This is a genomic window from Cupriavidus sp. FW306-01-F10A, assembly GCF_058782785.1.
In genome coordinates this window covers 219,768-243,330 of sequence record NZ_JBYSYA010000007.1, presented here as the reverse complement: position 1 = coordinate 243,330, position 23,563 = coordinate 219,768, and the positions used below count along the sequence as shown (strand labels likewise).

General features: G+C 65.3%; 20 protein-coding genes. 10 read left to right on the top strand and 10 right to left on the bottom strand.

Translation table 11 applies throughout. From position 1 onward, the window contains the following. The first annotated feature begins 785 nt into the window (after positions 1 to 785). Positions 786 to 2,450 carry an ABC-F family ATP-binding cassette domain-containing protein gene (locus AC3WLF_RS13275; protein WP_492318011.1) on the top strand — a complete coding sequence of 555 codons (1,665 nt, stop codon included), beginning with the start codon at positions 786 to 788 and terminating at the stop codon, positions 2,448 to 2,450. Positions 2,451 to 2,644: 194 nt separating this feature from the next. On the opposite strand, the gene AC3WLF_RS13270 is transcribed toward AC3WLF_RS13275, so the two are convergent. Next, the gene (locus AC3WLF_RS13270) at positions 2,645 to 3,913 is read right to left on the bottom strand and encodes an MFS transporter (protein WP_492351501.1); all 1,269 of its coding nucleotides are present in this window, start codon (positions 3,911 to 3,913) and stop codon (positions 2,645 to 2,647) included. 108 nt (positions 3,914 to 4,021) lie between these two features. On the opposite strand from AC3WLF_RS13270, the gene AC3WLF_RS13265 reads away from it, so the two are divergent. Both AC3WLF_RS13265 and phaZ read left to right on the top strand, forming a co-directional pair. Then, positions 4,022 to 4,909, top strand: coding sequence for a LysR substrate-binding domain-containing protein (locus AC3WLF_RS13265; RefSeq protein ID WP_492318013.1), 888 nt, complete (start codon positions 4,022 to 4,024; stop codon positions 4,907 to 4,909). 333 nt (positions 4,910 to 5,242) lie between these two features. Then, positions 5,243 to 6,481: a polyhydroxyalkanoate depolymerase gene (phaZ, locus tag AC3WLF_RS13260; protein ID WP_492358351.1), complete on the top strand. Its 1,239-nt coding sequence runs from the start codon at positions 5,243 to 5,245 to the stop codon at positions 6,479 to 6,481. Positions 6,482 to 7,121: 640 nt separating this feature from the next. On the opposite strand, the gene AC3WLF_RS13255 is transcribed toward phaZ, so the two are convergent. After that, the gene (locus tag AC3WLF_RS13255) at positions 7,122 to 7,250 is read right to left on the bottom strand and encodes a hypothetical protein (RefSeq protein ID WP_492318015.1); all 129 of its coding nucleotides are present in this window, start codon (positions 7,248 to 7,250) and stop codon (positions 7,122 to 7,124) included. A 383-nt stretch (positions 7,251 to 7,633) separates the two neighbouring features. Next, positions 7,634 to 8,518: a LysR family transcriptional regulator gene (locus AC3WLF_RS13250; RefSeq protein WP_010812590.1), complete on the bottom strand. Its 885-nt coding sequence runs from the start codon at positions 8,516 to 8,518 to the stop codon at positions 7,634 to 7,636. A gap of 201 nt (positions 8,519 to 8,719) precedes the next feature. Here AC3WLF_RS13250 and argC point away from each other — a divergent pair, with 201 nt between their 5' ends. Then, positions 8,720 to 9,673 carry an N-acetyl-gamma-glutamyl-phosphate reductase gene (gene argC / locus AC3WLF_RS13245; protein WP_492358350.1) on the top strand — a complete coding sequence of 318 codons (954 nt, stop codon included), beginning with the start codon at positions 8,720 to 8,722 and terminating at the stop codon, positions 9,671 to 9,673. 71 nt (positions 9,674 to 9,744) lie between these two features. Here the strand turns inward: argC and AC3WLF_RS13240 are convergent, their stop codons facing one another. Both AC3WLF_RS13240 and AC3WLF_RS13235 read right to left on the bottom strand, forming a co-directional pair. Beyond that, the gene (locus AC3WLF_RS13240) at positions 9,745 to 10,056 is read right to left on the bottom strand and encodes a hypothetical protein (RefSeq protein WP_492358374.1); all 312 of its coding nucleotides are present in this window, start codon (positions 10,054 to 10,056) and stop codon (positions 9,745 to 9,747) included. Between the two features lie 190 nt (positions 10,057 to 10,246). After that, positions 10,247 to 11,143, bottom strand: a complete 897-nt coding sequence (locus AC3WLF_RS13235) for a LysR family transcriptional regulator (protein WP_492358349.1) — start codon at positions 11,141 to 11,143, stop codon at positions 10,247 to 10,249. Between the two features lie 113 nt (positions 11,144 to 11,256). On the opposite strand from AC3WLF_RS13235, the gene AC3WLF_RS13230 reads away from it, so the two are divergent. The 4 genes from AC3WLF_RS13230 to AC3WLF_RS13215 are packed head-to-tail and all read left to right on the top strand — an operon-like array spanning position 11,257 to position 14,370. Continuing rightward, positions 11,257 to 12,264: a Bug family tripartite tricarboxylate transporter substrate binding protein gene (locus AC3WLF_RS13230; RefSeq protein WP_492358348.1), complete on the top strand. Its 1,008-nt coding sequence runs from the start codon at positions 11,257 to 11,259 to the stop codon at positions 12,262 to 12,264. Positions 12,265 to 12,284: 20 nt separating this feature from the next. Next, on the top strand, positions 12,285 to 13,328 hold the full coding sequence (locus AC3WLF_RS13225; RefSeq protein WP_492318020.1) for an Ldh family oxidoreductase: 1,044 nt from the start codon (positions 12,285 to 12,287) through the stop codon (positions 13,326 to 13,328). Positions 13,329 to 13,350: 22 nt separating this feature from the next. Further along, positions 13,351 to 14,088 (top strand): ABC transporter substrate-binding protein, encoded by a 738-nt coding sequence (locus AC3WLF_RS13220; RefSeq protein WP_492318021.1) that lies wholly within the window; start codon positions 13,351 to 13,353, stop codon positions 14,086 to 14,088. A gap of 18 nt (positions 14,089 to 14,106) precedes the next feature. Further along, on the top strand, positions 14,107 to 14,370 hold the full coding sequence (locus tag AC3WLF_RS13215; RefSeq protein ID WP_492318213.1) for a DUF302 domain-containing protein: 264 nt from the start codon (positions 14,107 to 14,109) through the stop codon (positions 14,368 to 14,370). A gap of 1 nt (position 14,371) precedes the next feature. On the opposite strand, the gene AC3WLF_RS13210 is transcribed toward AC3WLF_RS13215, so the two are convergent. The 3 genes from AC3WLF_RS13210 to AC3WLF_RS13200 all read right to left on the bottom strand — a co-directional run bounded on the left by AC3WLF_RS13210 (position 14,372) and on the right by AC3WLF_RS13200 (position 17,803). Further along, positions 14,372 to 15,508, bottom strand: a complete 1,137-nt coding sequence (locus tag AC3WLF_RS13210; protein WP_492358347.1) for a zinc-binding dehydrogenase — start codon at positions 15,506 to 15,508, stop codon at positions 14,372 to 14,374. Between the two features lie 314 nt (positions 15,509 to 15,822). Further along, positions 15,823 to 16,791, bottom strand: coding sequence for a Bug family tripartite tricarboxylate transporter substrate binding protein (locus tag AC3WLF_RS13205; RefSeq protein WP_492318023.1), 969 nt, complete (start codon positions 16,789 to 16,791; stop codon positions 15,823 to 15,825). 31 nt (positions 16,792 to 16,822) lie between these two features. Further along, entirely contained in the window at positions 16,823 to 17,803 is a 981-nt protein-coding gene (locus tag AC3WLF_RS13200; protein ID WP_010812600.1) for an amidohydrolase family protein, read from the bottom strand. Positions 17,804 to 17,909: 106 nt separating this feature from the next. Here AC3WLF_RS13200 and AC3WLF_RS13195 point away from each other — a divergent pair, with 106 nt between their 5' ends. Continuing rightward, positions 17,910 to 18,875, top strand: coding sequence for a LysR family transcriptional regulator (locus tag AC3WLF_RS13195; RefSeq protein ID WP_492318024.1), 966 nt, complete (start codon positions 17,910 to 17,912; stop codon positions 18,873 to 18,875). 410 nt (positions 18,876 to 19,285) lie between these two features. After that, entirely contained in the window at positions 19,286 to 20,269 is a 984-nt protein-coding gene (locus tag AC3WLF_RS13190) for a Bug family tripartite tricarboxylate transporter substrate binding protein (protein WP_492356334.1), read from the top strand. 51 nt (positions 20,270 to 20,320) lie between these two features. Here AC3WLF_RS13190 and AC3WLF_RS13185 read toward each other — a convergent pair whose 3' ends face one another. Both AC3WLF_RS13185 and AC3WLF_RS13180 read right to left on the bottom strand, forming a co-directional pair. Further along, positions 20,321 to 21,388 (bottom strand): CaiB/BaiF CoA transferase family protein, encoded by a 1,068-nt coding sequence (locus AC3WLF_RS13185; protein ID WP_492318026.1) that lies wholly within the window; start codon positions 21,386 to 21,388, stop codon positions 20,321 to 20,323. Then, positions 21,385 to 23,511: an acetate--CoA ligase family protein gene (locus AC3WLF_RS13180; RefSeq protein WP_492358346.1), complete on the bottom strand. Its 2,127-nt coding sequence runs from the start codon at positions 23,509 to 23,511 to the stop codon at positions 21,385 to 21,387. Before AC3WLF_RS13180 ends, AC3WLF_RS13185 begins: the two co-directional genes overlap by 4 nt. Positions 23,512 to 23,563 lie beyond the last annotated feature (52 nt).

Sequence of the window (23,563 nt, the reverse complement as noted above, 5' to 3'; positions counted from 1 at the left end):
GGTGGCGGCCCGCGGGAAGGGAAGGTCGAGTTTCGTTGGCGCCAGGATCCGGTGTGTCCGGCTCCCTCGGGATCTTACGGCATCGCCATGGGGCCGCGCGACCCGCAGATGGCGCCTGAGTAGCGTCGGGAGAAAGTCGGAGGGCGGACGAAGATCAAGGTACTGAATGCTAACTCGACCGGGCTTGATTGGTTCGCCTGGTGCCGCGCCGCCAGCGGTCATTTTCAATCTCCTCCAAGTTGTCGGAGCCGCCACGCGCGCCGGCTTCAGGCATCAAACGCCCACCGGAGCCAGGGTCTTACATGTCCTGAATTAATCAAATTTTTTGAATAATGTTTACAACTCTGGCTGGCTATCTCCGCACTTTCATACGACATAGTTCGTCACATAGACGGCACGTCAATGCAACACAGCGAACAAAGCGCCGCCCAACGAGAACTCAAAATCATTGAATAAATTTCATCGGAGAGAGCAGTATGCCGAACGCCAAGCTGGAAGTCCCCCATCCCTCGGAGCACACAAGATGATTCCAGGTCGAAGCGTGGCCAACGGCGCCCTCCTGCTGGGATGCTGGCTGGCCATCAGCACGTCCAGCGTAGCGGCGGCAGCGATCGTCGCCAACGCGCTGATCGCATGATCGCCTCCTCCGCGGGGGAAACCTTCCGCCGCGGCCATGCCCCCGCTACAGGATGGATCTCAGCCATGAGCGCAAACGTCAACGCATCAGACTACAGCGCTGCACATCCGGTCGGCTATCATGCGAATCCTCTCTGAAGTAGCTCCCTATGATTTCCGTCCGTAATGTCACGCTGCGTCGCGGCGTCAATGTCGTACTCGACCGCGCGTCCGTCACCTTCAACCCCGGCGAAAAGATTGGTCTTGTCGGCCGCAATGGCGCCGGCAAGTCATCCTTCTTCGGCCTTCTCAACGGGACGCTACACGAAGACAGCGGTGAGTTCTCGATACCCGCTGCATGGAAGATGGGCCAGGTCGCGCAGGAGATGCCGGAGACCGGGCAGAGCGCGACCGACTTCGTAGTCGAGGGTGATACCGTGCTGTTGGCCGCGCAGGCCGAAGTAGCCGCCGCCGAGGTCAGCGACGACGGCATGCGCATGGCGCACGCCTACATGGCCCTGCACGACGCCGGTGCACACGATGCCCCCGCACGTGCCCAGGCGCTGATCCTCGGCCTTGGCTTCAGTGCTGCGCAGCTTGGTCAGCCGGTCAACAGTTTCTCCGGCGGCTGGCGCATGCGACTGCAACTGGCGCGCGCGCTCATGTGCCCGTCCGACCTGCTGCTGCTCGACGAGCCGACCAATCACCTCGACCTCGACGCGCTGGTCTGGCTGGAAGCCTGGCTCAAGCGCTATCAGGGAACCCTGGTAGTGATCAGCCACGACCGCGAATTCCTCGACGCGGTGACGCAGGTGACGGTGCACGTCGACAACGCCAAGCTCGTGCGTTATGGCGGCAACTACAGCAAATTCGAAGACATGCGCGCTGAGCAACTCGTATTGCAGCAGGCCGCGCTGGCCAGGCAGGCGGACAAGATCGCCCACCTGCAGAAGTTCATCGACCGTTTCAAGGCCAAGGCCTCGAAGGCGAAGCAGGCGCAGAGCCGGGTCAAGGCGCTCGAACGCATGGAGAAGATCGCACCGGTACTTGCCGACGCAGAGTTCAACTTCGAGTTCAAGGAGCCGCTCAACGTCCCGAACCCGCTGTTGTCGATGCTGGACGCGAGCTTCGGCTACCCGGCGCCGACCGGCGCACTGCCGGGCACGCCGCCCACGATCATCGTGCGGGGCATCAACCGTTCCGTGCTGGCCGGGCAGCGCATCGGCATTCTCGGTGCCAACGGCCAAGGAAAGTCCACGCTGGTGAAGACGGTGGCGCACGCGCTGGCACCGATTGCCGGCGAAATCAGCGAAGGCAAAGGCCTGAATATCGGCTACTTCGCACAGCAGGAACTCGACGTGCTGCGCCCGCTCGACACGCCGATGGAACACATGATCCGCCTTGCCAAGGACACGCCGGCGCACATGCGCGCTCCCGGCCAGAGTGGCACCGAACAATCCCTTCGCACCTTCCTCGGCACCTTCAACTTCAGTGGCGACATGGTCCATCAGGCGGTTAGCACGATGAGCGGCGGCGAGAAGGCGCGGCTCGTGTTGTGCATGATCGTGTGGCAGCGTCCCAACCTGCTGCTGCTCGACGAGCCTACCAACCACCTCGACCTGGCCACCCGCGAAGCGCTAGGCATGGCGCTCAACGAATTCGAAGGCACAGTGATGCTGGTCAGTCACGACCGGGCCCTGCTGCGCGCCGTATGCGATGAGTTCTGGCTGGTCACCAAGGGCGGCGTCGAGCCCTTCGACGGCGATCTGGACGATTACCAGCAGTTCCTGCGCGACGAAGCCCGTCGCCTGCGCGAGCAGCCTGCCGCAGTGTAGAAGGTCATCGCCTGAAATGGTGGGACCCAGGCGTGAGCTTTACAGGATTCAGCGCGAAAGTCGCCATTGAGCGCCTCGTGACCTGATACGGCGAGTTCCGGAATCCCGTCGCAGTGGTTCTCCTTTTCAGAACCCTGCGCATGCCTATTAATGGGAAGCTGCTCGCCGGTCGAAGCAGTGACCGGAAACGTCGGTCAGTTGCCGGGACCATCGCCAGCCCGGGGAAAAAGCGGCCACGCCGTCGCCGCGCAGGCCCCGGCCAGGAGCCAGACGCCGGCCCAGCCGCCGCGATCGAGCAGTGGCGGGATCGCCGCAGGGGCAGCGAAGTACGCGGCGAAGACCAGCGTATTGGCCAGTCCGAGGGCCGTACCCGCCCGCTCCGCGCCCGCCTGCGTCGCCAGTTCGGTGTAGGCAACCCCATGCCAGGCCGAAACCGCGATGCCAGCCAGCACGACCGCGGCCATGGTCAGCGTCGCCGGAACACCCTGCCCGACCGCCGCGCAGAGGGCCAGCGGCACGAACATCAGCGCGGCGATCAGCGTGCATTGGCGCAGCCATGCACGGCGGTTGCCACGCCGATCGGTACGGCGGCCGCTCCAGATCCGCATCGCCATCGCGCCGAGCTGCACAGCGCAAAGGGTGGCGGCGATGCCCGACACACCCACATGGGCCGCATCGTGCAGGAACACCGAGGCGAAGCTCAAGACCGCGAACTGGGGCGCGCACAGGATACCGATGGCCACCGCAATGCGCCAGACCCGCAGGCTGCGCAACGGGCTGGCATTGTCGTGCGCATGGCGCCGTGCCGACGCGGGGGCATCGAGATGCGCGGGTTCGTGCAGCCATCGCCAGGTCAGCCAGGCAGAGGCAAGGCAGAACGCGGCCAGGACTGCGTACACCCAGCGAAAGCCCATGGCAAAGGCCAGCCACGGCAACACGAGCGCCCCTAGCCCGCCGCCGAGGGGCACCGCGGTCTGGCGGATACTCATCGCCAGGCCGCGCTCGCCGTCGGCGAACCATCGCATCACCGCCCGCCCGCTGGCCCCGTTGACGCTGCCGCCCGCCAGTCCCAGCAGCGCCATGCAGGCCATCGCCACCGGCAACGGCGGCACGCGATCCGGCCTTGGGGCCAGGAACAGTGCCATCACCGCCAGTATGAGAGCGGTGGCGCCGAGCCCGTACAGCAGGACGCGACGGTCGCCCCACCGGTCGGCCGCTGCGCCCCACGGCAGTTCGGACAACGCGGCGCCGATGCCCAACGCACCAAGCAGCAGGCCAAGCCCCCCGTTGTCGATCTGATAGGCGCTGCGCAGCCACACCGCGGTGGCGGGCAACCCGTTGGCGGCAGCGATGAAGCTGGCGTTCGCGGCAACGCCGACGCCCAACACTTTCCAGCGATGCGAAGCAGCGGAAGCCGCGAGGGAATTGCCACCAGGGCGGGCAAAACAGACGGACTCGGCCACGACGGCCCTCCGATAAGGCTGTTGACAGGGCGTCAGTATTGCAACCAATATTCGTCTTGAAAATCAGAAAGTTTGGGACCAATTGTTTCGTTTTTCCGCACGATTGCCATGACGTCGAATCTTGATATTGCCGCGCTGCGCAGCTTGATCGCCGGCATCGACCTGGGCAGCTTCGCGCGCGCTGCGGAGCAGGTCGGGCGCTCCACTTCGGCCGTCAGTGCGCAGATTCACAAGCTCGAGGACATGGCAGGCACGCCGCTGTTTCGCAAGGCCGGCCGGACCCTGGAACTTACCGAGACGGGGAGTCTGCTGCTTGGCTACGCGCGCAGAATCGTTGCCCTGAACGACGAAGCTGCCGCGGCCGTGAAAGGGGTGGACCTGTCCGGCGGCGTGCGATTGGGACTGCAGGAAGAGTTCGGCGAGGCAATGCTGCCGGAGGTGTTGGGGCGGTTTGCGCGAGCGCATCCGAAGGTCCGGGTCGAAGCCATGGTGGCGCGCAATCACGATTTGTTCGCCCGCATCCAGGCGCGGACGCTGGATCTCGCGCTGGTCTGGGGCGGCGCGGATGGCGCTCGGACGGCAAGAGAGCCCGGCGCCGATATCGCCGTGGTCGGCGAACCGCCGATGTGCTGGGTCGGACCGGCTGCGCTGCCGTGGCACATCGAGCCCGGCCAGCCGATACCGCTGGCGGCGTTCGACCGGCCCTGCCATTTCCACGATGCCGCCACGGCGGCATTGGACCGCGCCGGAATCCCCTGGCGCGTCTCGTTCACCAGCCCCAACCTTGGTGGCCTGTGGGCCGCCGCGGCAGCCGGACTTGGGTTGGTGGTCCGCACGCCCTACGGCTTGCCGGCATCGCTGCGGCAACTTGGGGCTGCCGAAGGATTGCCGCCGCTCGGCAAGATGCCCCTGATGCTCCTGCGCGCGCCGGGACCCGCGTCCGAGGTATCGCAGCGCCTGGCTGACATCATGCTTGAGGCGTTGCGTCCGGTGTGATGGCGGCGGTGGGATGGCTGGTCACGTCCTACCGGATCGGCGGTGAACCATCGAATTCCGGCCGTTCACGTAACAGGATGCGGAAGACCGGTATGGGGTCGCAAGCAAGCGGGCCCCGCCAGCGGCGCGGCGCTTGATGTTTGGCGTTGCAGCAAGGCCTGTCCGACATATAGTGAAATCCTGGCCCGTGTTTATGACTGCACGTTCCCCCCGCGGTGACACCTGTTGCCATGGAGAGGCACATCGACCCCGGCAGCATGCCCATCGCCGTGAGCAACACAGCGCGGATGTCATTGCCAGCCGAATCGTGTGCGCGTTCCTACGGGAGTCTTCATGCTGTACCAGCTCGTCGAGTATCAGCGCGCGCTGCTCACGCCATTCACCGCATGGGCGGCGAGCGCAGCAAATGCGTTCATCGATCCGGCCAGCCCCTTCGCATATCTCCCGGGCGCATCGGGCTTTGCTGCTGGCTATGAGATGCTCTACCGGCTCGGCAGGACCTGCGAGAAGCCGTCGTTTGGCATCATCACCGCCATCCGGCGCGACGGCCACGTCATCGCGGTGGCTGAGCAGGTCATTGTGGAAGGGCCGTTTTGCCGGCTGCTGCGCTTCGCACCCGACATGGGCGCGCTTGACCCTTGCACCGCATCGATGCCAGCGGTGCTGGTCTGTGCGCCGCTGGCGGGCCATCATGCCGTCATGCTGCGTGAAGTCGTGCAGGCCTTGGTGCCCGAGCATGTCGTGTATGTGACGGATTGGAACGATGCGCGTCGCGTGCCGGTGGCCGAAGGACCGTTCCATCTCGATGACCAGGTGGCCCACCTGCAGGCATTTATCCGTCGGATCAGGGCGGAACCGCTACACGTGCTGGCCATCTGTCAGGCCACCGTGCCAGCGCTGGCTGCGGTTTCGCTGTTGGCGAGCGCGGGTGAGCCGACACCCAGGAGCCTCATCCTGGTGGGCGGCCCGGTCGATGCACGCCGCAGCCCGACTGCACTCGGACGTCTGGCCGCGCGCCACTCTCTCGCGTGGTTTCAGCGTAACCTGATCTATGCGGTACCGCAGCCCTACCCGGGTGCCGGACGCAAGGTGTGCCCAAGCTTTCTGCAACTTGCCGGCTTGGCGGCGGCACAGCCAGAACGTCTGGGGGAGGCTTATTGGGACTATTGCCTGGATCTCGTTCGCTGCGACCCCGTGCGTGCCAAGGAGCACCGGCGTGCCTGCGATGCCTACCACGCGGTGCTCGACATGGCGGCCGAGTTTTACCTGGACACCATCCAGCTCGTGTTCCAGGAATTTCAGTTGGCGCGCGGCAGCTGGCAGGTGCGCGGCGAGGCAGTGCGGCCACAGGACATCCGTACCACCGCACTGCTGACCATCGAGGGCGAACAGGATGAGATTTCCGGCCGGGGCCAGACGCAGGCCGCGCACGATCTGTGCCGAGGCATCGCCGCATGCGACAAGCGGCACCTCACGGCCCGCCAGTGCGGCCACTATGATCTGTTCTGCGGGCCTCGCTGGTGCACCGACGTCTACCCCCGCATCCGCGATCTGACCGGGCACGATACTTAGCATCGCCTGCCCGCGGGCAGGATCACCCAGTCAAGGGCTGTGCAATCCCTATTGGGGAACAAGAACTCGCGGTGGCCAGCTCACGGCTGGCTCTCGGGCGCCGACGCAGGATGGCCACGCGTTGCCGCGGCGGAAGCGCCTTGGCCGCCGGCACGCCCCTTACTGCGGTCAACCTTGCCGTGCGCTTCGCTCTTGCCTTTCTTGGCACTCTCGCCGGAGGCACTGCTGGCGGCCTGCTCAGTTGGCTCCGCGCGCCTGCCAGTGTCAGTCCCCGGTGTTGGAGGCGAACCGTAGCGACCGCCCTGCGCCCACGCCGCAACGGCGGTTAGCGAAAGGGCGGCGAGGAAAGCTAGCTTTTTCATTGCTGTCTCCTTTCCTGTGGGATCGCCTTTCACGGTAGACGCTCGCGCTGTAAACACAAGCCTGCGAACCCAATAGCGCTCAAGTCGCTGCAAACTCTGCTCCGCGCCGGCGTGCGATGAGGGTGCACGCGAGTTCAAGAATGACGCTAACCCTCCGGCGCCGACGACACATCGTGCGTGATCTGCCCCGCGCCCAGCTTGTTCACGCGTCATCGCGCAGTCGGTAGTGGTACCGGTGATCGCTGATGCCGACACAGACTATGGCAACGAACTGAACGTCACGCGCCGGCGCGTACTTCGATCGTGAAGAAGTGATCGAGTGCCTGTACGGGACCGGCCGGCCCATCGACCGAGCCGCCGGGCGCGAAGCCGACCAGCCGCTGCAGGTCCCTACTTGCCGCCGACACCGACCTTGCCGCGCCCGACCTTTCGATGCGGCACACTGGGGCGTAGCCTCTTCCTGGAGCCAGCCGTCAGCGTGACGTGCTCCGCAGGGTAGCGGGGGGTCCTGTGCGGCGCGGCCTGATGGGCGGAATGGCCCGGATCGATGCGCTTGATAGCTGACATGACTGACACCTCCTCAGAGGATTCTAGTCCGAAACAGCACGGCGCTTATGCCGCCCGTCGCTAGCAGCCCCATGGGCGCTGATCCTGGGGCGCTCACCAGTGAGGGGCCCATGACCGCAACATGCAGACAGGCGCGGCAAATGTCTCCATCAATGCAATCGAGGACGCGATCAACGCGTGGCGGCGCCGCGCACAGCCGCCGGCCGACGTGTGGCCAACGGCACTACCCCGCCCGCAGCGCCCACAGGGCCTCCAGTACGTATTCCGTGGCGCGTTCTACCCGCTCCCCGCTGTGCGCCAACCCCAGTCGCCGCCACAACGCCGGCCGCAGCGGCCGCATCACTATGCGCGCATCCGGCGCCGGCGTGGTGACCTCGTGTGGCAGCAGGGCCGCACCATAGCCGGCCGCCACCAGGCTCTTGATGGCGTCGTTGTAGTTGAGCTGAATCCGCGGCGCTGGCCTGTGGCCACCGCTGGCGAACCACTCGGCGGTCAGGCGCGACAGGCGCGTGGTGCCGTCATTGAGGATCAGCGGGCGCGTTGCCAGCCAGGCCGGCGTGATGCGCGCCGGGCAGGGCCAGCTCGCTGGCAGGAAAGCCCGTACCGGATCGCGCCGCCAAGGGCGGATGGTCAGCCCCGCCACGCGCGCCTGTGGCAGTGCCACCAGACCGATCTCCAGCGTGCCGGCGGCCAGCCGCGCCAGCGTCTCCTCCGAGGTAAGCACGGCCACCTGCACGTCGATGTCGGGATGCCGCTCCGCCAGCATGGCCAGCGCCTGCGGCAGCAGGTGGGCGATGGCCCCGGTCGAGGCGCCGAGGCGCACGCGGCCGGTCAACCCCTGCACCTGACGCTGCACGTCGTCCAGCGCAAGGTCGGCATCGGCCAGCAGGCGGCGGGCGCGATCGACCAGGGTCTCGCCAATGGACGACGGACGCACCTCGCCGCGCCTGCGCGTCAGCAGTTGCGCACCGACACGGGCTTCCAGCTCGGCAATGTGAAGGCTGACGGTGGGCGGAGCCAGGTGCAACGCGCGCGCGGCTTCGGCGAAGGAACCCAGATCGGCGATGGCGACGAGGGTACGCAGGCGGTCCAGGCTGATCTCGCGCATGGGGCGGCACTCCGGTTAAGGGCGTATCTGCTGACGAGGAATATCGTTCAGGAAACGTGAATTTCATCGTCATGAAATTCAACTTCTTCGATTCTATCCGGTGGCGCAAGATGGCGCTTCCTGTACCGGCCGCACCAACGCAGAGCTGATGCTGAACCGGCCGGGGCCGCCACTTTCACGCCACTGCCAAGGATCCATCCCATGCGCTACCCTCTTGTTTTCATCGACGGCGACCAGGGCACCACCGGCCTGCAGATCCACGAACGCCTGCGCGGACGCGACGATCTGCGCCTGTTGAAACTGCCCGCCGGCCAGCGCAAGGATGCGCGCGCCCGCGCCGACGCCATCAACGGCTGCGACATCGCCATCCTGTGCCTGCCGGACTCCGCCGCACGCGAGGCGGTGACGTCCATCGTCAACCCTGCGGTGCGTGTGATCGACGCCAGCTCGGCACACCGCACGCGGCCTGGCTGGACCTACGGCTTTCCCGAGATGACCGCCGGCCAGGCGCAGCGCATCGCGGGCGCGCTGCGCGTCAGCAACCCGGGCTGCTATCCCACCGGGGCGATCGGCCTGTTGCGCCCCTTGGCGGAGGGCGGCCTGCTGCCGCACGACTACCCCATCGCCATCCACGCGGTGTCGGGCTATTCGGGTGGCGGCCGCACCGCCGTCGATACCTACGAGGGACCGGAGGCCACCCGGGCTCTGCCCTTCCAGGTCTATGGCCTGGACCTGGCGCACAAGCACACGCCTGAAATCCAGCAGCACGCGAGCCTGGCACGTCGTCCCGCCTTCGTGCCGGCCTACGGCGCCTTCCGGCAAGGTATCGTACTGACGGTGGCGCTGGAGTTGGACCTGCTGGCATCGGGCACGGACGTCGGCAGGCTGCACGCCTGCCTGCTCGACCACTACGCCGGCGCCCGCCATGTCGAGGTGATGCCGCTAGCCGAATCGGCCGCCGCCACTCACCTCGACCCGCAGGCACTGAACGGCACCAACGACCTGCGCCTGGGCGTGTTCGCCAACCGCGAGCACGGGCAGGTGCTGTTGGCGGCGGTGTTCGACAACCTCGGCAAGGGTGCTTCGGGGGCGGCAGTGCAGAACCTCGACCTCATGCTGGCCGGGGTGGCGGCGGAGGTTCGCCGGGCCGCCTGAGGCCTACCCAGCGTCGAAATATGAAGCGGGCCGGCAGCTTCGCGGCTTCCGGCCCGCCTGGTGCGATCGGGTCAATCACGCGTGATTCGACGCGTCTGTGAATCTGCATGCCTCGCATGGCGCGGATGCGTTCGTGATACTTCCGCATGCCCTCGTACTGACGCAGGAGCAATTGTTGCCGTTCGGTCAACATACTGTGGCCTTCGCGCCGTTTGCTTTGCAGAGCTGCCACTCCGGTCAGACCAGCGCCTGCAGACGGCTGGCGCTCTCGTCCAATTGCTGAGCGGCGGGACCAGGGCATCCAGACCGACGCCTCGGGTCGTGGTGTCGCACTCCAGGTCCAGCAAGGTCAGGAAGGATTGAAGGCCGGCGCTGACGCGCAGGATGTCATTCGTGATCTCGAGGATATGGTCCTCAAGGGTGATGGCTGTGCTAAGTGCCAGCGGGCCGGTTTTATTGCGGCGACGAGCCTGGGGTCAGCCATTCTCAGTCGATCATCGCTTCCTTCCCGAGTGACCATGGGTGCTCTGACACCGGTGGTCACTGACACGGCAGTAACTTCGTGCCACGCGCCTAGGGTTTCGCTGTTCCTCTTCGGATAAGCATGTCAAAGAGAAACTGAGCGGCCGGCGCCAACGGGCGTCCTCGTCGCGAGATCAATCCCAACGTTCGAGTTATCACTGGGTCAGTCAGCGGGATCGCAAGCAGACCACTGCTGGACTTCGGCGGCAAAGCCATTCGAGGCACAACACCGATTCCCAGGTCGGCCTGGACCAGGCTTACCAAGGCGGGAACATGATTTACCTCGCAGTACCATCGCGGTCTTACCGGCAGCCGCGCAAGGGCCTGGTCGATCAGGAAGCGGTTGCCGCTGCCTTGCGCGAGCGTAATGTAGTCAAAGCCTTCAAGGTCTTTCCATTTGACGCTTCTTCGCGTCGCCAGCGGATGCCCCTTGCGACAGGCGACAACGAACGCCTCTTCAATCAAGGGGCAGAAATCGATGTCAGGCTCCTGCGTCCCGATATAGGTCAGGCCGAAATCCGCATCGCCGCGCGTGACCGCGAGAAGGACATCCCCGGAAGACTCGTCAATGATGCGGATCCGTATCCCCGGATAGCGCTCGTGATACGGCCCCACGACAGAGGGCAGGAAATGCCCGACCGCAGACGGTACGCATGCAAGCGTCACCTCGCCCGACAGCCGATCGGCAACGCTCTGGATGCCGAGCATGGCCTCTTCCAGCTCGTTGATGACGTTTCGCGCCTTGTGCACAAACATGCGGCCCAGGGTAGTCAATTCGACTTTCCGGGTGGTCCGCGTGAACAGCGCGACGCCAAGCGCTTCTTCCAGTTTATCGACGCGACGCGACAGTGCCGACTGCGACAGGAACATCGCATCGGATGCCGCCTTGAAGCTGCCCAGATCGGCTACGGCCAGGAACGCTCGCAAGTCCGCCAAATCGAAATTCATGTGTCTTACGCAAGAATACTTGTGATCTTTGCACTTTACACTGGAATCCGGTCAGCGTGATCATTCGCCCTATGGATGGAACGAAACACTGTCCTGACCAAGCAGGAGACACAATGCCCAACAAAGTACAAGAGCCGTTACGGCGCATGTCGCGCCGTAACGCCCTAGCCGCCCTCGCGATCCCGCTAGCCACTGCACTGATTCCCGCACAGGCGCAGACCTGGACACCCGCCAGGCCGATCCGGCTGATTGTCCCGTATGGGCCCGGCGGAAGCTCGGACGCCATTGCCCGCGTCATCGCGGCAGAGATGTCGAAGAATCTGGGCCAACAGATCGTGGTGGACAACAAGGGCGGCGGCCAGGGTGTCATCGCCATGCAGGAGACCGCACGCGCAGCGCCTGACGGATACACACTGGTTCTCGGCCACGTTGGCACGCTTGCCGTCAATCCCGCCATGATGCGCAAGCTTCCCTACGATCCTCTGAAGGACTTCACGCCGGTGACTTTGCTGGCGAAAGTGCCGATGGTGTTCGCGGTGGGGCCTACCGTCCATAGCGATTCCATCAAGGCATTCATCGCCCAGGCCAAGGCGAAGCCTGGTGCCATGACCTACGGATCGGCGGGCAACGGAAGCGCTGGCAACGTTGCTTTCGAGATGCTCAAGCAGACTGCGCATATCGATCTTGTGCACGTGCCATATAAGGGCACCGGCGCCCAGATTTCCGACTTGCTCGCCGGAAACATCGACGCCGCATCGGCGGGCCTGGCGGGGATCCTGCAACACGCCAAGGCGGGCAAGCTGCGCATACTCGCCGTTGGATCGTCACAGCGCCTCGCGCCGATTCCCAACGTTCCCACCATTGCCGAGGAAGGCTACCCGGGATTTGAAAGCTCGCAATGGTTTGGGCTGATGGCGCCAGCGCGCACGCCCACGCCGGTGGTCAGCCGCCTGCATGCCGAGGCAGTCAAGGCCCTGGCCACCCCGCTGGTGCGACAACGACTTGCCGAGGACGCAAGCACGCCTGTCGGCGCGGGCAGCGCCGAATTTGCGTCATTCATTCGTTCCGAGCAACAACGCTGGGGCATCGTCATCCGCAGCGCGGGAATCCAGGCAAACTAAGTCTTCCGAGAATAGCCAGCATGCAACAAGATCGAATCACTGTATCCGAAGCCGAACTCCGCCAGCTCGGAGTGCGCGCGTTCCAGGGCCTGGGCCTGACCGAAGGGGACGCCATCGATGTCATTGACATCCTGGTACTTGCAGATCTCTTCGGGCTCAGCACCCATGGACTGTCTCGCATTGAATCCTATGGCGAACGGCTCCAGTCCGGCGGTATCTCGGCACGCCCCACCATTACAGTTGAGCGCGCCGCGCCGGCGCTGGTGAAGGTCGATGGTGGCAACGCAGTCGGCCCGCTCGCTGGCATGAAGGCGCTGCGCGCCGCCATGGAAGTCGCCGAAGAATTCGGCATCGGCATGGCCTTCGTCCGGGGCAGCAATCATTTCGGGCCAGTTTCACCGTACAGCTACATTGCGGCGGAAGCAGGATTCGCCAGCATGATTGGCAGCAACGCCACGACGACCATCGCGCCATGGGGTGGAAGCGACGCCCGCCTGGGCAACAGCCCGCTGGGTTTCGGCGTACCGGGGCATGACGGCCGCCACTTCCTGCTGGACATGGCCATGAGCGTGGCCGCACGCGCCAAGATTCGCAATGCGCTCAAGGCAGGACAATCCATCCCGGATTCATGGGCCACCGACGCGCAAGGACGACGGACCACCGATCCCAAGGCTGCCCTCGATGGCTTCCTGCTGCCGATTGGCGGGCACAAGGGCTATGGGCTGGCACTGATGGTCGATCTTTTCGCAGGACTGCTGTCGGATGCGGCGTACCTGACTCACGTCAAGTCGTGGGTCGATGCACCCGACCAGCCCCAGAACCTGGGCCATTTCTTTATCCTGGTTGATACCCGGCGACTGGGATCGGCCCAATGGCTGGCTGCCCGCATGCAAGACTTTGCGGCGATCCTTCACGGTAGCGCACCCGCGGAGCCTGGCAAGCCTGTTATTGTTCCCGGAGAGATCGAACTCGACAAGCTGGCGCGTCAGCGCGAAAAAGGCATTCTCATGGATCCAGCGGTGAAGGCGCTACTGGATCGACATGCCAACGCAAAGACGAACTGAAATGGCACACGCCGGAAGCATCATGACAAGTCAATATGCAAGGCTTGCAGCGGAGCTTGCGCCAACGGGAATCCTTCGCGCATCCATCAACGTAGGCAACCCTATCCTGGCAAACCTCGATGCCGGCGGCAATCCATTCGGCGTTTCAGTAGACCTCGCCCGTGAGCTTGCCAGTTGCTTGGGCGTTCCGCTTGAGCTTGTCGTATTTGACTCAGCAGGGAAGTCGGTCGAGGCCGTCACGGCCGAACAGGCGGACTTCGGATTCTTTGCCGTCGACCCGGTCCGGGGGGCCGGCATCGCATTCTCCGAACCCTACGTGCTGATCGAAGGCGCGTATTTGGTGAAGGAGGAATCCACCGTCAAGGCCAACGAAGAGGTCGACCTCGCCGGACGCCGTGTCGTGGTAGGAAAAGGGAGCGCCTACGATCTTTATCTCACTCGTACGCTGCAACATGCACACATCGTGCGCGCCCCGACGTCCCCTGCCGTTGTGCAAACATTCCTGGAGCAAAGCGCGGACGTGGCTGCAGGGGTGCGACAGCAATTGGAAGCAGATGCCAAGCGCACTGCGGGCCTGAGGTTGTTGCCGGGCCGGTTTATGGTCATACAGCAAGCCATGGGCCTCCCCATAGCCCGCAGCGCTGAAGCCGTGGAATTGCTACGGCGGTTCGTCGAGCAGATGAAGGCCTCCTGCTTCGTTTCGGACGCTCTCAGGCGTCACGGAATCGAGGGCGCGTCCGTCGCGCCCGCGAAATCATAGCCTGCACGCAACGCCGGGCTGGCAATGCCGGCGACGCAGGTGCTGATCTATGACAACGCCAAGCGGGGAACACCATTGATGCTCGCCGCACCCAGCGTTGTGCTGGACTTGCCCCTGCGCGTGCTGGTGCGCGATGACTGCCAGGGCAGCACCTGGATGAGCTGCCACACCGCCGCGGAACTGGAAAGCGCCCACCCATTGCCGGCCGGCAGCGCCGCGCCGCCGGCTGTGGCGCAGCGGATGATTCTTGACACGGTGGGCGCGCAAGGCGCCCCACGGTGATTTATCCGGCCAGGCCCTTGTTCGGGTTGATCAGGTACTTCTCACCCGTCGCGCGCTTGTTGTAGACGGCAATCACGTCCAGGTCCAGCACCTCGGCCAGCGAGATCTCTTTCGAGTAGTGGCTGGCAAAGGTGGTCTTCAGCTCCGCCATCACGCGTTGCTTCAGCGCGTTGGCCCGCTCGCGCCCGATCTTCTGCAGGAACGGGAACAGCAGCCAGCCGCCCATGCCCCACGCCATGCCGAAGTTGCGGTTGAACTCGGTCGGGCTTGTGTCCAGGCCGCCGTAGAGATAGACCTGCTTGTGGGTGGTCGAGCCATAGCGGCTGTATTCGCGGGCCGTCTTGTTCAAGGCCGCTTCCATGCAGGTGAGGATCTGGCCGCCGAGCTTGCCGCCGCCCGTGGCGTCGAACGCGATCGTTGCGCCAGTGGCGACGAGTGCCTCGGTGAGGTCCTGCATGAACGTGGGCGACGCGGCGTTGCAGACGTGGGCCGCGCCTTGTGCCTTGAGCAGGTCCGCCTGCTCTTGCTTGCGCACGATGTTCACCAGCTTGATGCCATCCTTGAGACAGATCTGATTGAGCATCTGGCCCAGGTTGGAGGCCGCGGCGGTGTGCACCAGGGCGCTATGTCCTTCGAGCCGCATGGTCTCGACCATGCCCAGTGCGGTGAGCGGGTTGACGAATGACGACGCGCCGTCAGCAGGCGTGGCGCCTTCGGGCAGGACCAGGCACTGGTCCGCGGGAATGCAGCGGTACTGCGAGTACATCGCGCCGCCGATGGCAGCCACGGTCTTGCCCATCAGGGCTTGCGCCGCGGGGGACGAGCCTGCATCGACGACCACGCCCGCGCCCTCATTGCCAACCGGCATGGACGCATCCAGGCGGCCCGCCATGCTGCGCATCGCGCCTTCCGGAACGCGCGCGGTGACGATGGGGTGCTCGGCCGTGCCGCTGGCCTTGGCCGTGCTCATGTCGGCCGCACCGAACAGCAGTCCGAGATCGGACGGGTTGAGGGGAGAGGCTTCAATGCGGATGAGCACTTCATCCGGGCCAGGGTTCGGCGTGTCGATGCTGGCTAGCGACAGCTCGAGTTCACCACTGCTCTTGATTTGCGAACGAAGTTGAAGTGCGGTGCGCATTCGATGTCTCCTTGGTCTGTCGGTTTGCGGTGAGCGCGGCAGCAGCGGGGGGCTGTTTTCGCCAGCAGTCAGCAATGTAGCAAGTTCCTGCGAATCCCGTACTGGGCCGGAAATTCAGGTCATGCGCCGGCCGACAGGCCATCATGCATCGCACTGATAGCGGTGGATATATCAATCACCTGGCGGTCAGCCCTGTTGCGCTTTACGTTCCAGTCGCCGGCTCGACTCGGACTGAAGGAAACGATTGACCCGCCTGTGCGGGACCGGCCGGCCCACGAGCACGGCCAGCCCCTGCATGCTGCACGGCGGCAACATCATTCGGCCTTGTAGCCCGATGCCTTGATGGGCCGTTCCCAGCGCCTGAGCTCGGCGACCTGGGTCTCGCCGAGTTGCTGCGGGCCGGCGTAGTTTGCATTCAGGCCGATCTCGCGGATGCGCGCCTGGAGATCGGGCGCCTTGAGCACTTCGGCGATCGCGTCGGACAGGCGCTTGACCTTGTCGGCCGGCAGGCCTGCGGGGGCGAACAGGCCGACGAAGGCCTCAGCTGTGGCGTCGATGCCGGACTCCTTGAGCGTTGGCACGTCGGGCAGCGCCGGCGATCGCGCGTTACCCGTGACCGCGAGGATGCGCAGGCGGCCCGCGCGGTGATGCTCGATGGTCTCCGATATCGTGTCCACCATGATGGGAATCTGTCCGCCCAGCAGATCGGACACTGCCGGCGCGCCGCCCTTGTAGGCAACGTGCGTGAGCGGCACGCCTGAGGCCTGCGACAGCAGCACGCCCGCAAAGTGCGGCACGGTGCCTGCGCCCGAAGTACCGTAGTTGGCGCGGGCCGGGTTGGCCTTGAGCCAGTTCAGCACCGCGCGGATGTCGCCGGCCGGCGCCGCCGGACCCGCCGTCACCGCGAAGTCGAAGGTCACCACGCGCGCGATGGGCGTGAAGTCCTTCACCGGGTCATAGTTGAGGTGGTAGAGCCATGGCGAGATCACCAACGCGCCGCTGGGCGAAATGACCAGCGTGTTGCCGTCGGCCGGCGCGCGCTTTGCTTCCCCAAGCACCAGGCGACCGCCAGCTCCGGGCTTATTCTCGACGATCACCTGCTGGCCGAGCGGCAGGCGCAGGCGCTCGGCCAGCAGCCGCGCCACGACATCGACCGAGCCGCCGGGCGCGAAGCCGACCAGCAGCTTGAGGGGGGGCTTGTCCTGGGCAAGGGCGCCCATAGGCAGCGCGGCGGCCAGCGCCAAGGTTGCAGCCACCCGATTGAAAACGCGTCGCTTCATCATGCTGAGAGTCTCCTTGGTCAGCCGAAGTCGATCAGAAACCGAATACTCGCATGGCATTGCCCGAACGCACGGCGTCGCGCTGCGCGGCGGACAGCCGCTCCGTATTGGCGAAGGACCCGCGCGTGTCGTGAACCTGGTGCGGCCAGTCGGTGCCGAACATCACCCGGTCGGCCCCGACGACCGAGATCAGGAACTCCAGCGAAGCCGGGCTGTACGAGATGCAGTCGTAGTGGATGTGGCGCAGGTAGTCGATGGGCGTGCGCTGCATCTTGCGCCGCTGGGGGATCTCGACCTCGTGGCCCTTCCCGAAACGGCCGGCCAGATAGGGCAACGCACCACCCGCATGCGAGGCGATGATCTTGAGGTTGGGGTATTGGTCGAAGAAGCCCTCGAAGATCATGCGCGTGATGGCGAGCGTGGTGTCGAACATGAAGCCCACGGACCAGCTCAGGTCGAACTTGGTCATGTCCATCAGGTCGGCGCCCGGCGGGTCGGTGGGGTGCACCAGCACCGGCAGCGCGCGGCGGTCGATTTCGGCCCAGATGGGCGCGAAGGCCGGGTCGGTCAGGCTGCGGCCGGCGATGTTGGCCAGCACCATGACGCCGCTCGCACCGTTGTCGCAGGTGCGCTTGAGCTCGTCGAGCGCGCGCTGCGGGTATTCCCACGGCAGCGAGGTGAACCAGCGCAGCCGGCTCGGGTGATCGGCCTGCGCCTGCGCCAGCGAATCGTTGGATTCGCGGGCCGCTTCGCAGCTGGTTTCCTCGTCGCCCCAGAACACATTGGGGCAAGTCAGCGACATGACAGAGATGTCGATGCCGGCCGCGTCCATGTGCTGGATGCGCAGGTCGTAGTCGAAGTGTCCTTTCTGTGGGATGACCACGGGCGTGTCGCCACGGAATACCTCGTGCTGGCCGTCGGGGCGCTGCTGGATGTTGTAGAGCCCGCCCTTGCGCTTGAGCAGCTCCAGCCAGGGCTTTGTGAAGATGTGGGTGTGAACATCGATGACAGGCATCTAGGGGGCTCCCGTGGTGTGTGAGTGACGGATGTCTAGACACTACTGTAGTGATCTGGCATAAACGTATTGGCAGATATCTTGATACCAGGATAAGTAAATACTTATGCCCGACCGACTCACCGCCCTGGCCCTTGAAACGCTGGGCCGCATGCGCTCGCGCCTGAAGGCGCGCCAGCTCAACCTGCTGGTCGCGCTGAACGAGTACGGCTCGCTCTCCCGCGTGGCGCAGGAATGGGGGGTGACCCAGCCCTACCTGACGCAGATGCTGGCCGAGGTCGAATCCATGATGGGCACGGCCCTGTTCACGCGGCAACGCGGTGGCGTCACGCCCACGCCGGTGGGGCGCATCGCGATCTCGCGCGCTTCGCGCCTGCTGGTCGACCTGCAGGACTGGGCCAACGACATGGCCGCAGCCCGCCTGGGCTTCACCGAGCGGCTCAGCATCGGCGTGATCCACTACCTGTCCGGCCAGTTGCTGTGCGACACGCTCTCGCACACGCGCGAGCAGGTCGGGCCGTTCGTGTTCTCGGTGGAGGAAGCCAGCAGCGACCGCCTGCTGGCGCTGCTTCGCGAGCACAGGCTCGAAGGCGTGGTGGCACGCGCGCGCGGCGCGGCACAGGTGCGTGACCTGCGCTGCGACATCCTGTTCCGCCAGCGCCCCGCGCTGGTGTGCCACCTCAAGACTGCCAGGCATCTGGGCAAGCGCGCGCTGGACTGGCACGAGCTCGCCACCATGGACTGGGTCCTGCCGCCCGCGGGCACGGCGCTGGGCGCCTCGGTGCTGGACCTGTTCCTGCACGTGGGCGAAGAGCCACCGGTGCCGGCCATCGAAACCCATTCGCTCAAGATCGTCGGCCGCATGATCGAGCGCAACCCGTCGATGGTGGCCATCGTGCCCGCCGACGTGGCGCACGATCTCTCCACCCGCGCGCACGTGGCCAGCGTGCCCTGCGACCTGGAGTGGCCGCTGCCGCCGGTGGCGCTTTACCGGCGCCAGGGTGCGGGTGACTCGCCCACCATGGCGACCTTTGTGCGCACGCTGAAGACCTTGTGCAAGGAACGGTTCTGATGACCGCCGCCGCTGCTTGCAAACTGTGATTCCGCGTCGCGTTGGCCGGCCCAGTTGCAAGCTTTCTCCTTTTTACAGTTGTTGCTGCACTTCACTTGTGGCTCATCGCCTGGTGCGCCTAGCGCAAGGCTGTTTCATGCCGCTTGAAGCTGTTGAGCGGGGCATAACGTCCCGTCCGAGAGCGCGGCAAGCCAAGCCGCGCTACGCCCATATCAATGCCGATGGCACCGCCATTGGCAGCGGCTGTTCGACCTCGCGTTCAGCCTGAATCGACACCTGAAGCCGGAAGGTTCCCCAATGACGTCCACCCGTACGGTCTCCTGTCGAGCTCCTGGATTTCCTATTTTTCTTTCCTGCGATTAGCTGTATAGTACTTCGATATTTCGAAGAAAATATCAAAGGAGACAGCGATGAACAGAAGTTTCCGATGCTGGCGGCGATCGCTGCTGGCAGCGTTGGCACTGGCGCCAGCACTCTCATTCGCGCAGGAAAAATTCCCTAGTCGGCCAATTACCTGGATCGTGCCGTTCACCCCGGGTGGCATCACCGACACGGCATCGCGCACCATCGCCAAGAAGATGTCGGAAACCCTGAAACAATCGGTGGTGGTGGAAAACCGCCCCGGGGCTGGCGGCATGGTCGGCACGGAAGTCGCGGCGCGTGCGCCGGCCGATGGCTACACATGGATCTATGGCACGCAGGGCACAATGGCGGCCAACCTGGCGCTGTACGGCAAGGTGCGCTACGACCCGTTGAAGGATTTCGCCCCAGTCCACGCGATCTCGGAAACATCCACGATCATGGTGGTCAACGCCTCGCGCCCCTACAAGACGGTCAAGGAACTGGTGGAATACGCCAAGCAGCATCCGGGCAAGGTCAACTTCGGATCGGCGGGCGCGGGTACCGGCACGCATTTGAGCGCCGAGTTGTTCCAGACCAGCGCCGGCGTGAAGCTAACCCACGTTCCGTACAAGGGCAGTTCGCCGGCCATCAACGATCTGCTGGGCGGCGTGGTGGACGTGATGTTCGACTATCCGAGCATCGTGATACCTCATATCCAGAGCGGAAAGCTGCGCGCGCTTGCCACGACCGGCAAAGAGCGTCTGGCGCTGCTGCCGACCGTGCCCACCATTGCGCAATCAGGTTACGCCATGGCGCAGGCCAGTAGCTGGTCCGGCATCCTGGTGCCGGCCGGCACGCCGCCACAGACCGTGGCGCTGATTGCGAAGGCGACGGAGGAAGCGCTGCGCGACCCCGAGGTACGCAAGTCGATCGAGCCATACGGCAGTATGCCGATGTACGGCCTGTCCGAAGCCAAGTTCGGCAGCTTCATCCAGGCCGAGATCGTGAAGTGGGGGGATGTGGTCAAGAAGTCCGGCGCCAAGCTGGACTGACCAACGGGCCATCCATGCGGGGCGCGGCCAAGGCCGGCGCCCCGCGATGCTTCAGGCCATACCCTCCAGCGTCACGGGGAACCCGGGCAACGGCCCGTTTTCCGTCTCCGTGATCCGCGCCCCCGATCTGGCTCGGGCTTGCACAACGGCCTCCGCAGCATCCAGCACCGGGAACACCGGCAGGTCCGCGTCGGCCAGACGCGCCATCAGCGCATCGGCGTCATACTCGACCACACATTCCGCCAGACGCGCATTGATCGCTTCGGCATGCGCGGTACGCGCGGCGTGGGTCGCGCAACATGCATCGTCGGCGGCGAACAGACCCAGCGAAGCATTCAGGCCGCGCCAGAAATGCTCCTCCAGCGCGGCGATGGTCAGGTAGCGGCCATCCCTGCAGCGGAACACGCCATAGGCCGGCTTGCCGCCCAGCATCGCACGCTGCGCATCGGACGTGGTCGCGGCCTTCTGGCGAAACAGCCCCAGCCGCGGCGCCATCCAATGCAGAACGCTGTCGGCGAGCGCCGCATCCAGATACTGACCGCGTCCGCTCACCGTGCGCTGGTAGAGCGCGGCCAGCAGCGCGGATAGCGCCGTGGATGCGCCGGCCAGATCCGCGATCGGCAGCATGGCCTGGTGCTCTGGAGGACCACCGGGCGCGCCAGCCAGTGATAACGCGCCCGCTGCTGCCAGGTAGTTGATGTCGTGACCTGGCAGCAGCGCATGCCGGCCGTCCTGGCCAAACCCGGTCAGCGACAGATAGATCAGCCGTGGGAACGGCTCGCGGAGGTTGTCGTAGTCCAGCCCGAGCCGGCGCATCACGCCTGGGCGATAGGATTCGATCACGATGTCCGCCTGCGCGATCTGCTCCCTCACCTCGGCCAGGCCACTATCGCTCTTCAGGTCGCAGAACAGGCTGCGTTTGCCACGATTGATCGCATCGAACAGCCCCGGCGCCATGCGCCGGGCATTGTCGCCGTGCGGGGGACGTTCGATCTTCACCACTTCGGCGCCCATGTCGACGAGGGACTGCGTCAGGAACGGGCCGGGAAGCAGTTCGGTCAAGTCGACAACGCGCACGCCCGCGAGCGGCGGGGCACTGGTCGCACGGGCCGCGCTCATTTCCCATCCTCCTCTTGCTCCATCACGATCACCGCATCGAGTGGCAGCGCCCCCTCCCCCGCGACGCCGACCCAAACCGGATTCAGATCCATCTCCACCAGCCGGTCGGCATGCGCGACGACGAAGTCCGACACCTTCACCAGCAGCGCCGTCAGTGCCGCGATGTCGTGCCTCGGCTTTCCGCGCGCGCCATCCAGCAACGGGAAACAGCGCACCTCGCGGATCATCCCCTCGGCCTCTGTGGCCGACAGCGGCAGCATGCGGCGCGATACGTCCTTGAAAACCTCCACGTAGATCCCGCCGAGGCCGAAGGTCAGGATGTGCCCAAACACCGGGTCACGCGAAACACCGATGAGTATCTCCAGACCGCCCGGCGCGGCCATTTGTTCGAGCAGCAGACCGTCGATGCGCGCGTCAGGCACGTTGCGCGTGACCGATGCGTGAATACCTTGCCAGGCCGCCTCGAGCCCGGCTTCGTCGTGGATACCGACCACCACGCCCCCAACATCCGACTTGTGCTGGATCTGCGCGCTCACCACCTTGGCCACCAGCGGGTAACCCATCTCGCGCGCCAATACGCGCGCCTGCTCCAGCGTGGCCGCCACACGGGACACGGGAACGGCGATGCCGGCTGCGCGCAGCATCGCCTTGCCCTCGGGCTCGGACAGGGCCCGCGTGGGCACCTCGGCGCGTGGCCGCGCGGCGGCCTGCAGCAGCGGCTCGAAGTCGATATCGGCGCGGGCCCGCCAGTCCGCATAGGCCATCCAGCGCTGCACCGCCTTGACGGCCTTGCTGATGCTGCGCACGGGCGCCAGGCCCGCATCGGCAAACACCTTGTAGGCATCGCCCTGGCGCTCGCTCATCCAGATCGGCAGCATCGGCACCGGGCTCTCTTCCTGCACCTGTGCCGTGATGTCGGCGGCCAGCTTGGTGATGGCCCCGTACTCGAGCGCCTGCGGCAGCAGCACCAGTGACACGTTCGGGTCTTGGCAAACCGCCTGCAGACAAGTCCGTGCCAGCTCCGGGTCAGCCATCACCGCGGTGGTGGTGTCGATGGGGTTGTCGATGGCCGCGTACGATGGCAGCGCTTCGCGCAGCACAGCGAGGGTCTGCGGCGCGAACTCGGCCAGCTTCAGTCCGGAATTTCCGACCATGTCGGCGCACAACGCCGCGGTGCCGCCCGACCCCGAGTAGATCGCAAGGGCACCGCCCTGGCGCGGCATGCCGCGCGCAAACAGCCAGGCGGTGTCGATCAGTTCGTCGATGTCATCGACCTCGACCACGCCAAGCTGGGCGAACACGGCGCTGTTGACCTCCGCCGAGCCGGTAATCGAAGCCGTGTGCGACTGCGCTGCCTTGCGCCCGTATTCGGAACGCCCCACCTTAAGCACCACCACCGGCTTGCCCTTGCGCGCCGCATGCTGCACGGCCGCGACGAACTTGCGGCCGTCATTGACCCCTTCGAGCAGCGTGGCGATGACCTTGATATCGGGCGCATCGGCCATGTAGTGGATGAAGTCGCTCACCTGCAGGTCGACCTCGTTGCCGCTGGAACTCCACAGCGCCACGCCGATGCCGCGATCCATCGCCTGCAGCACATTGCGGCCAAGGCCGCCCCCTTGCGTGGCCAGCCCCACCGGCCCGCCGCGAAGATCGTGCCGGAAGGACGGCGAGAACGTGAAGCCGAGCCGCTCCGTGATATTGGTCAGGCCCGGGCAGTTCGGTCCGTAGATGCGCATGCCCGTGCGCGCCACGATCTCCTTCATGGTCTGCTCGGCGGCCTTGCCCTCCTCACCGGCCTCGCCAAAGCCCGAAGTCAGGATGATCGCGAAGCGCACCCCTTTCTCGCCGCACTGTTCCAGTACCGCAAGCACATGCTCGGCGGGCACCGCCACCAGAGCGGTGTCGGGCACGGCCGGCAGCGACGCCACGTCGGGCCAGGCCTTGCGCCCGGCCACTTCCGGCTTGGTCGCGTTGATCAGGTACACATCGCCCAGAAAATCCGAATGGTCCAGCAGGTTCTCGAGCGCGCGGGCGCCAATGCTGCCACTGCGGTCACTGGCCCCGACCAGGGCGATGGAACGCGGGCTGACGAGCCGGGACAGGTCTTGGTATGTCTCCATGTTTTTTCTCTCGATGCGGAAGTCTGCGGAGCCCGGCGATACGCCGGGCGGA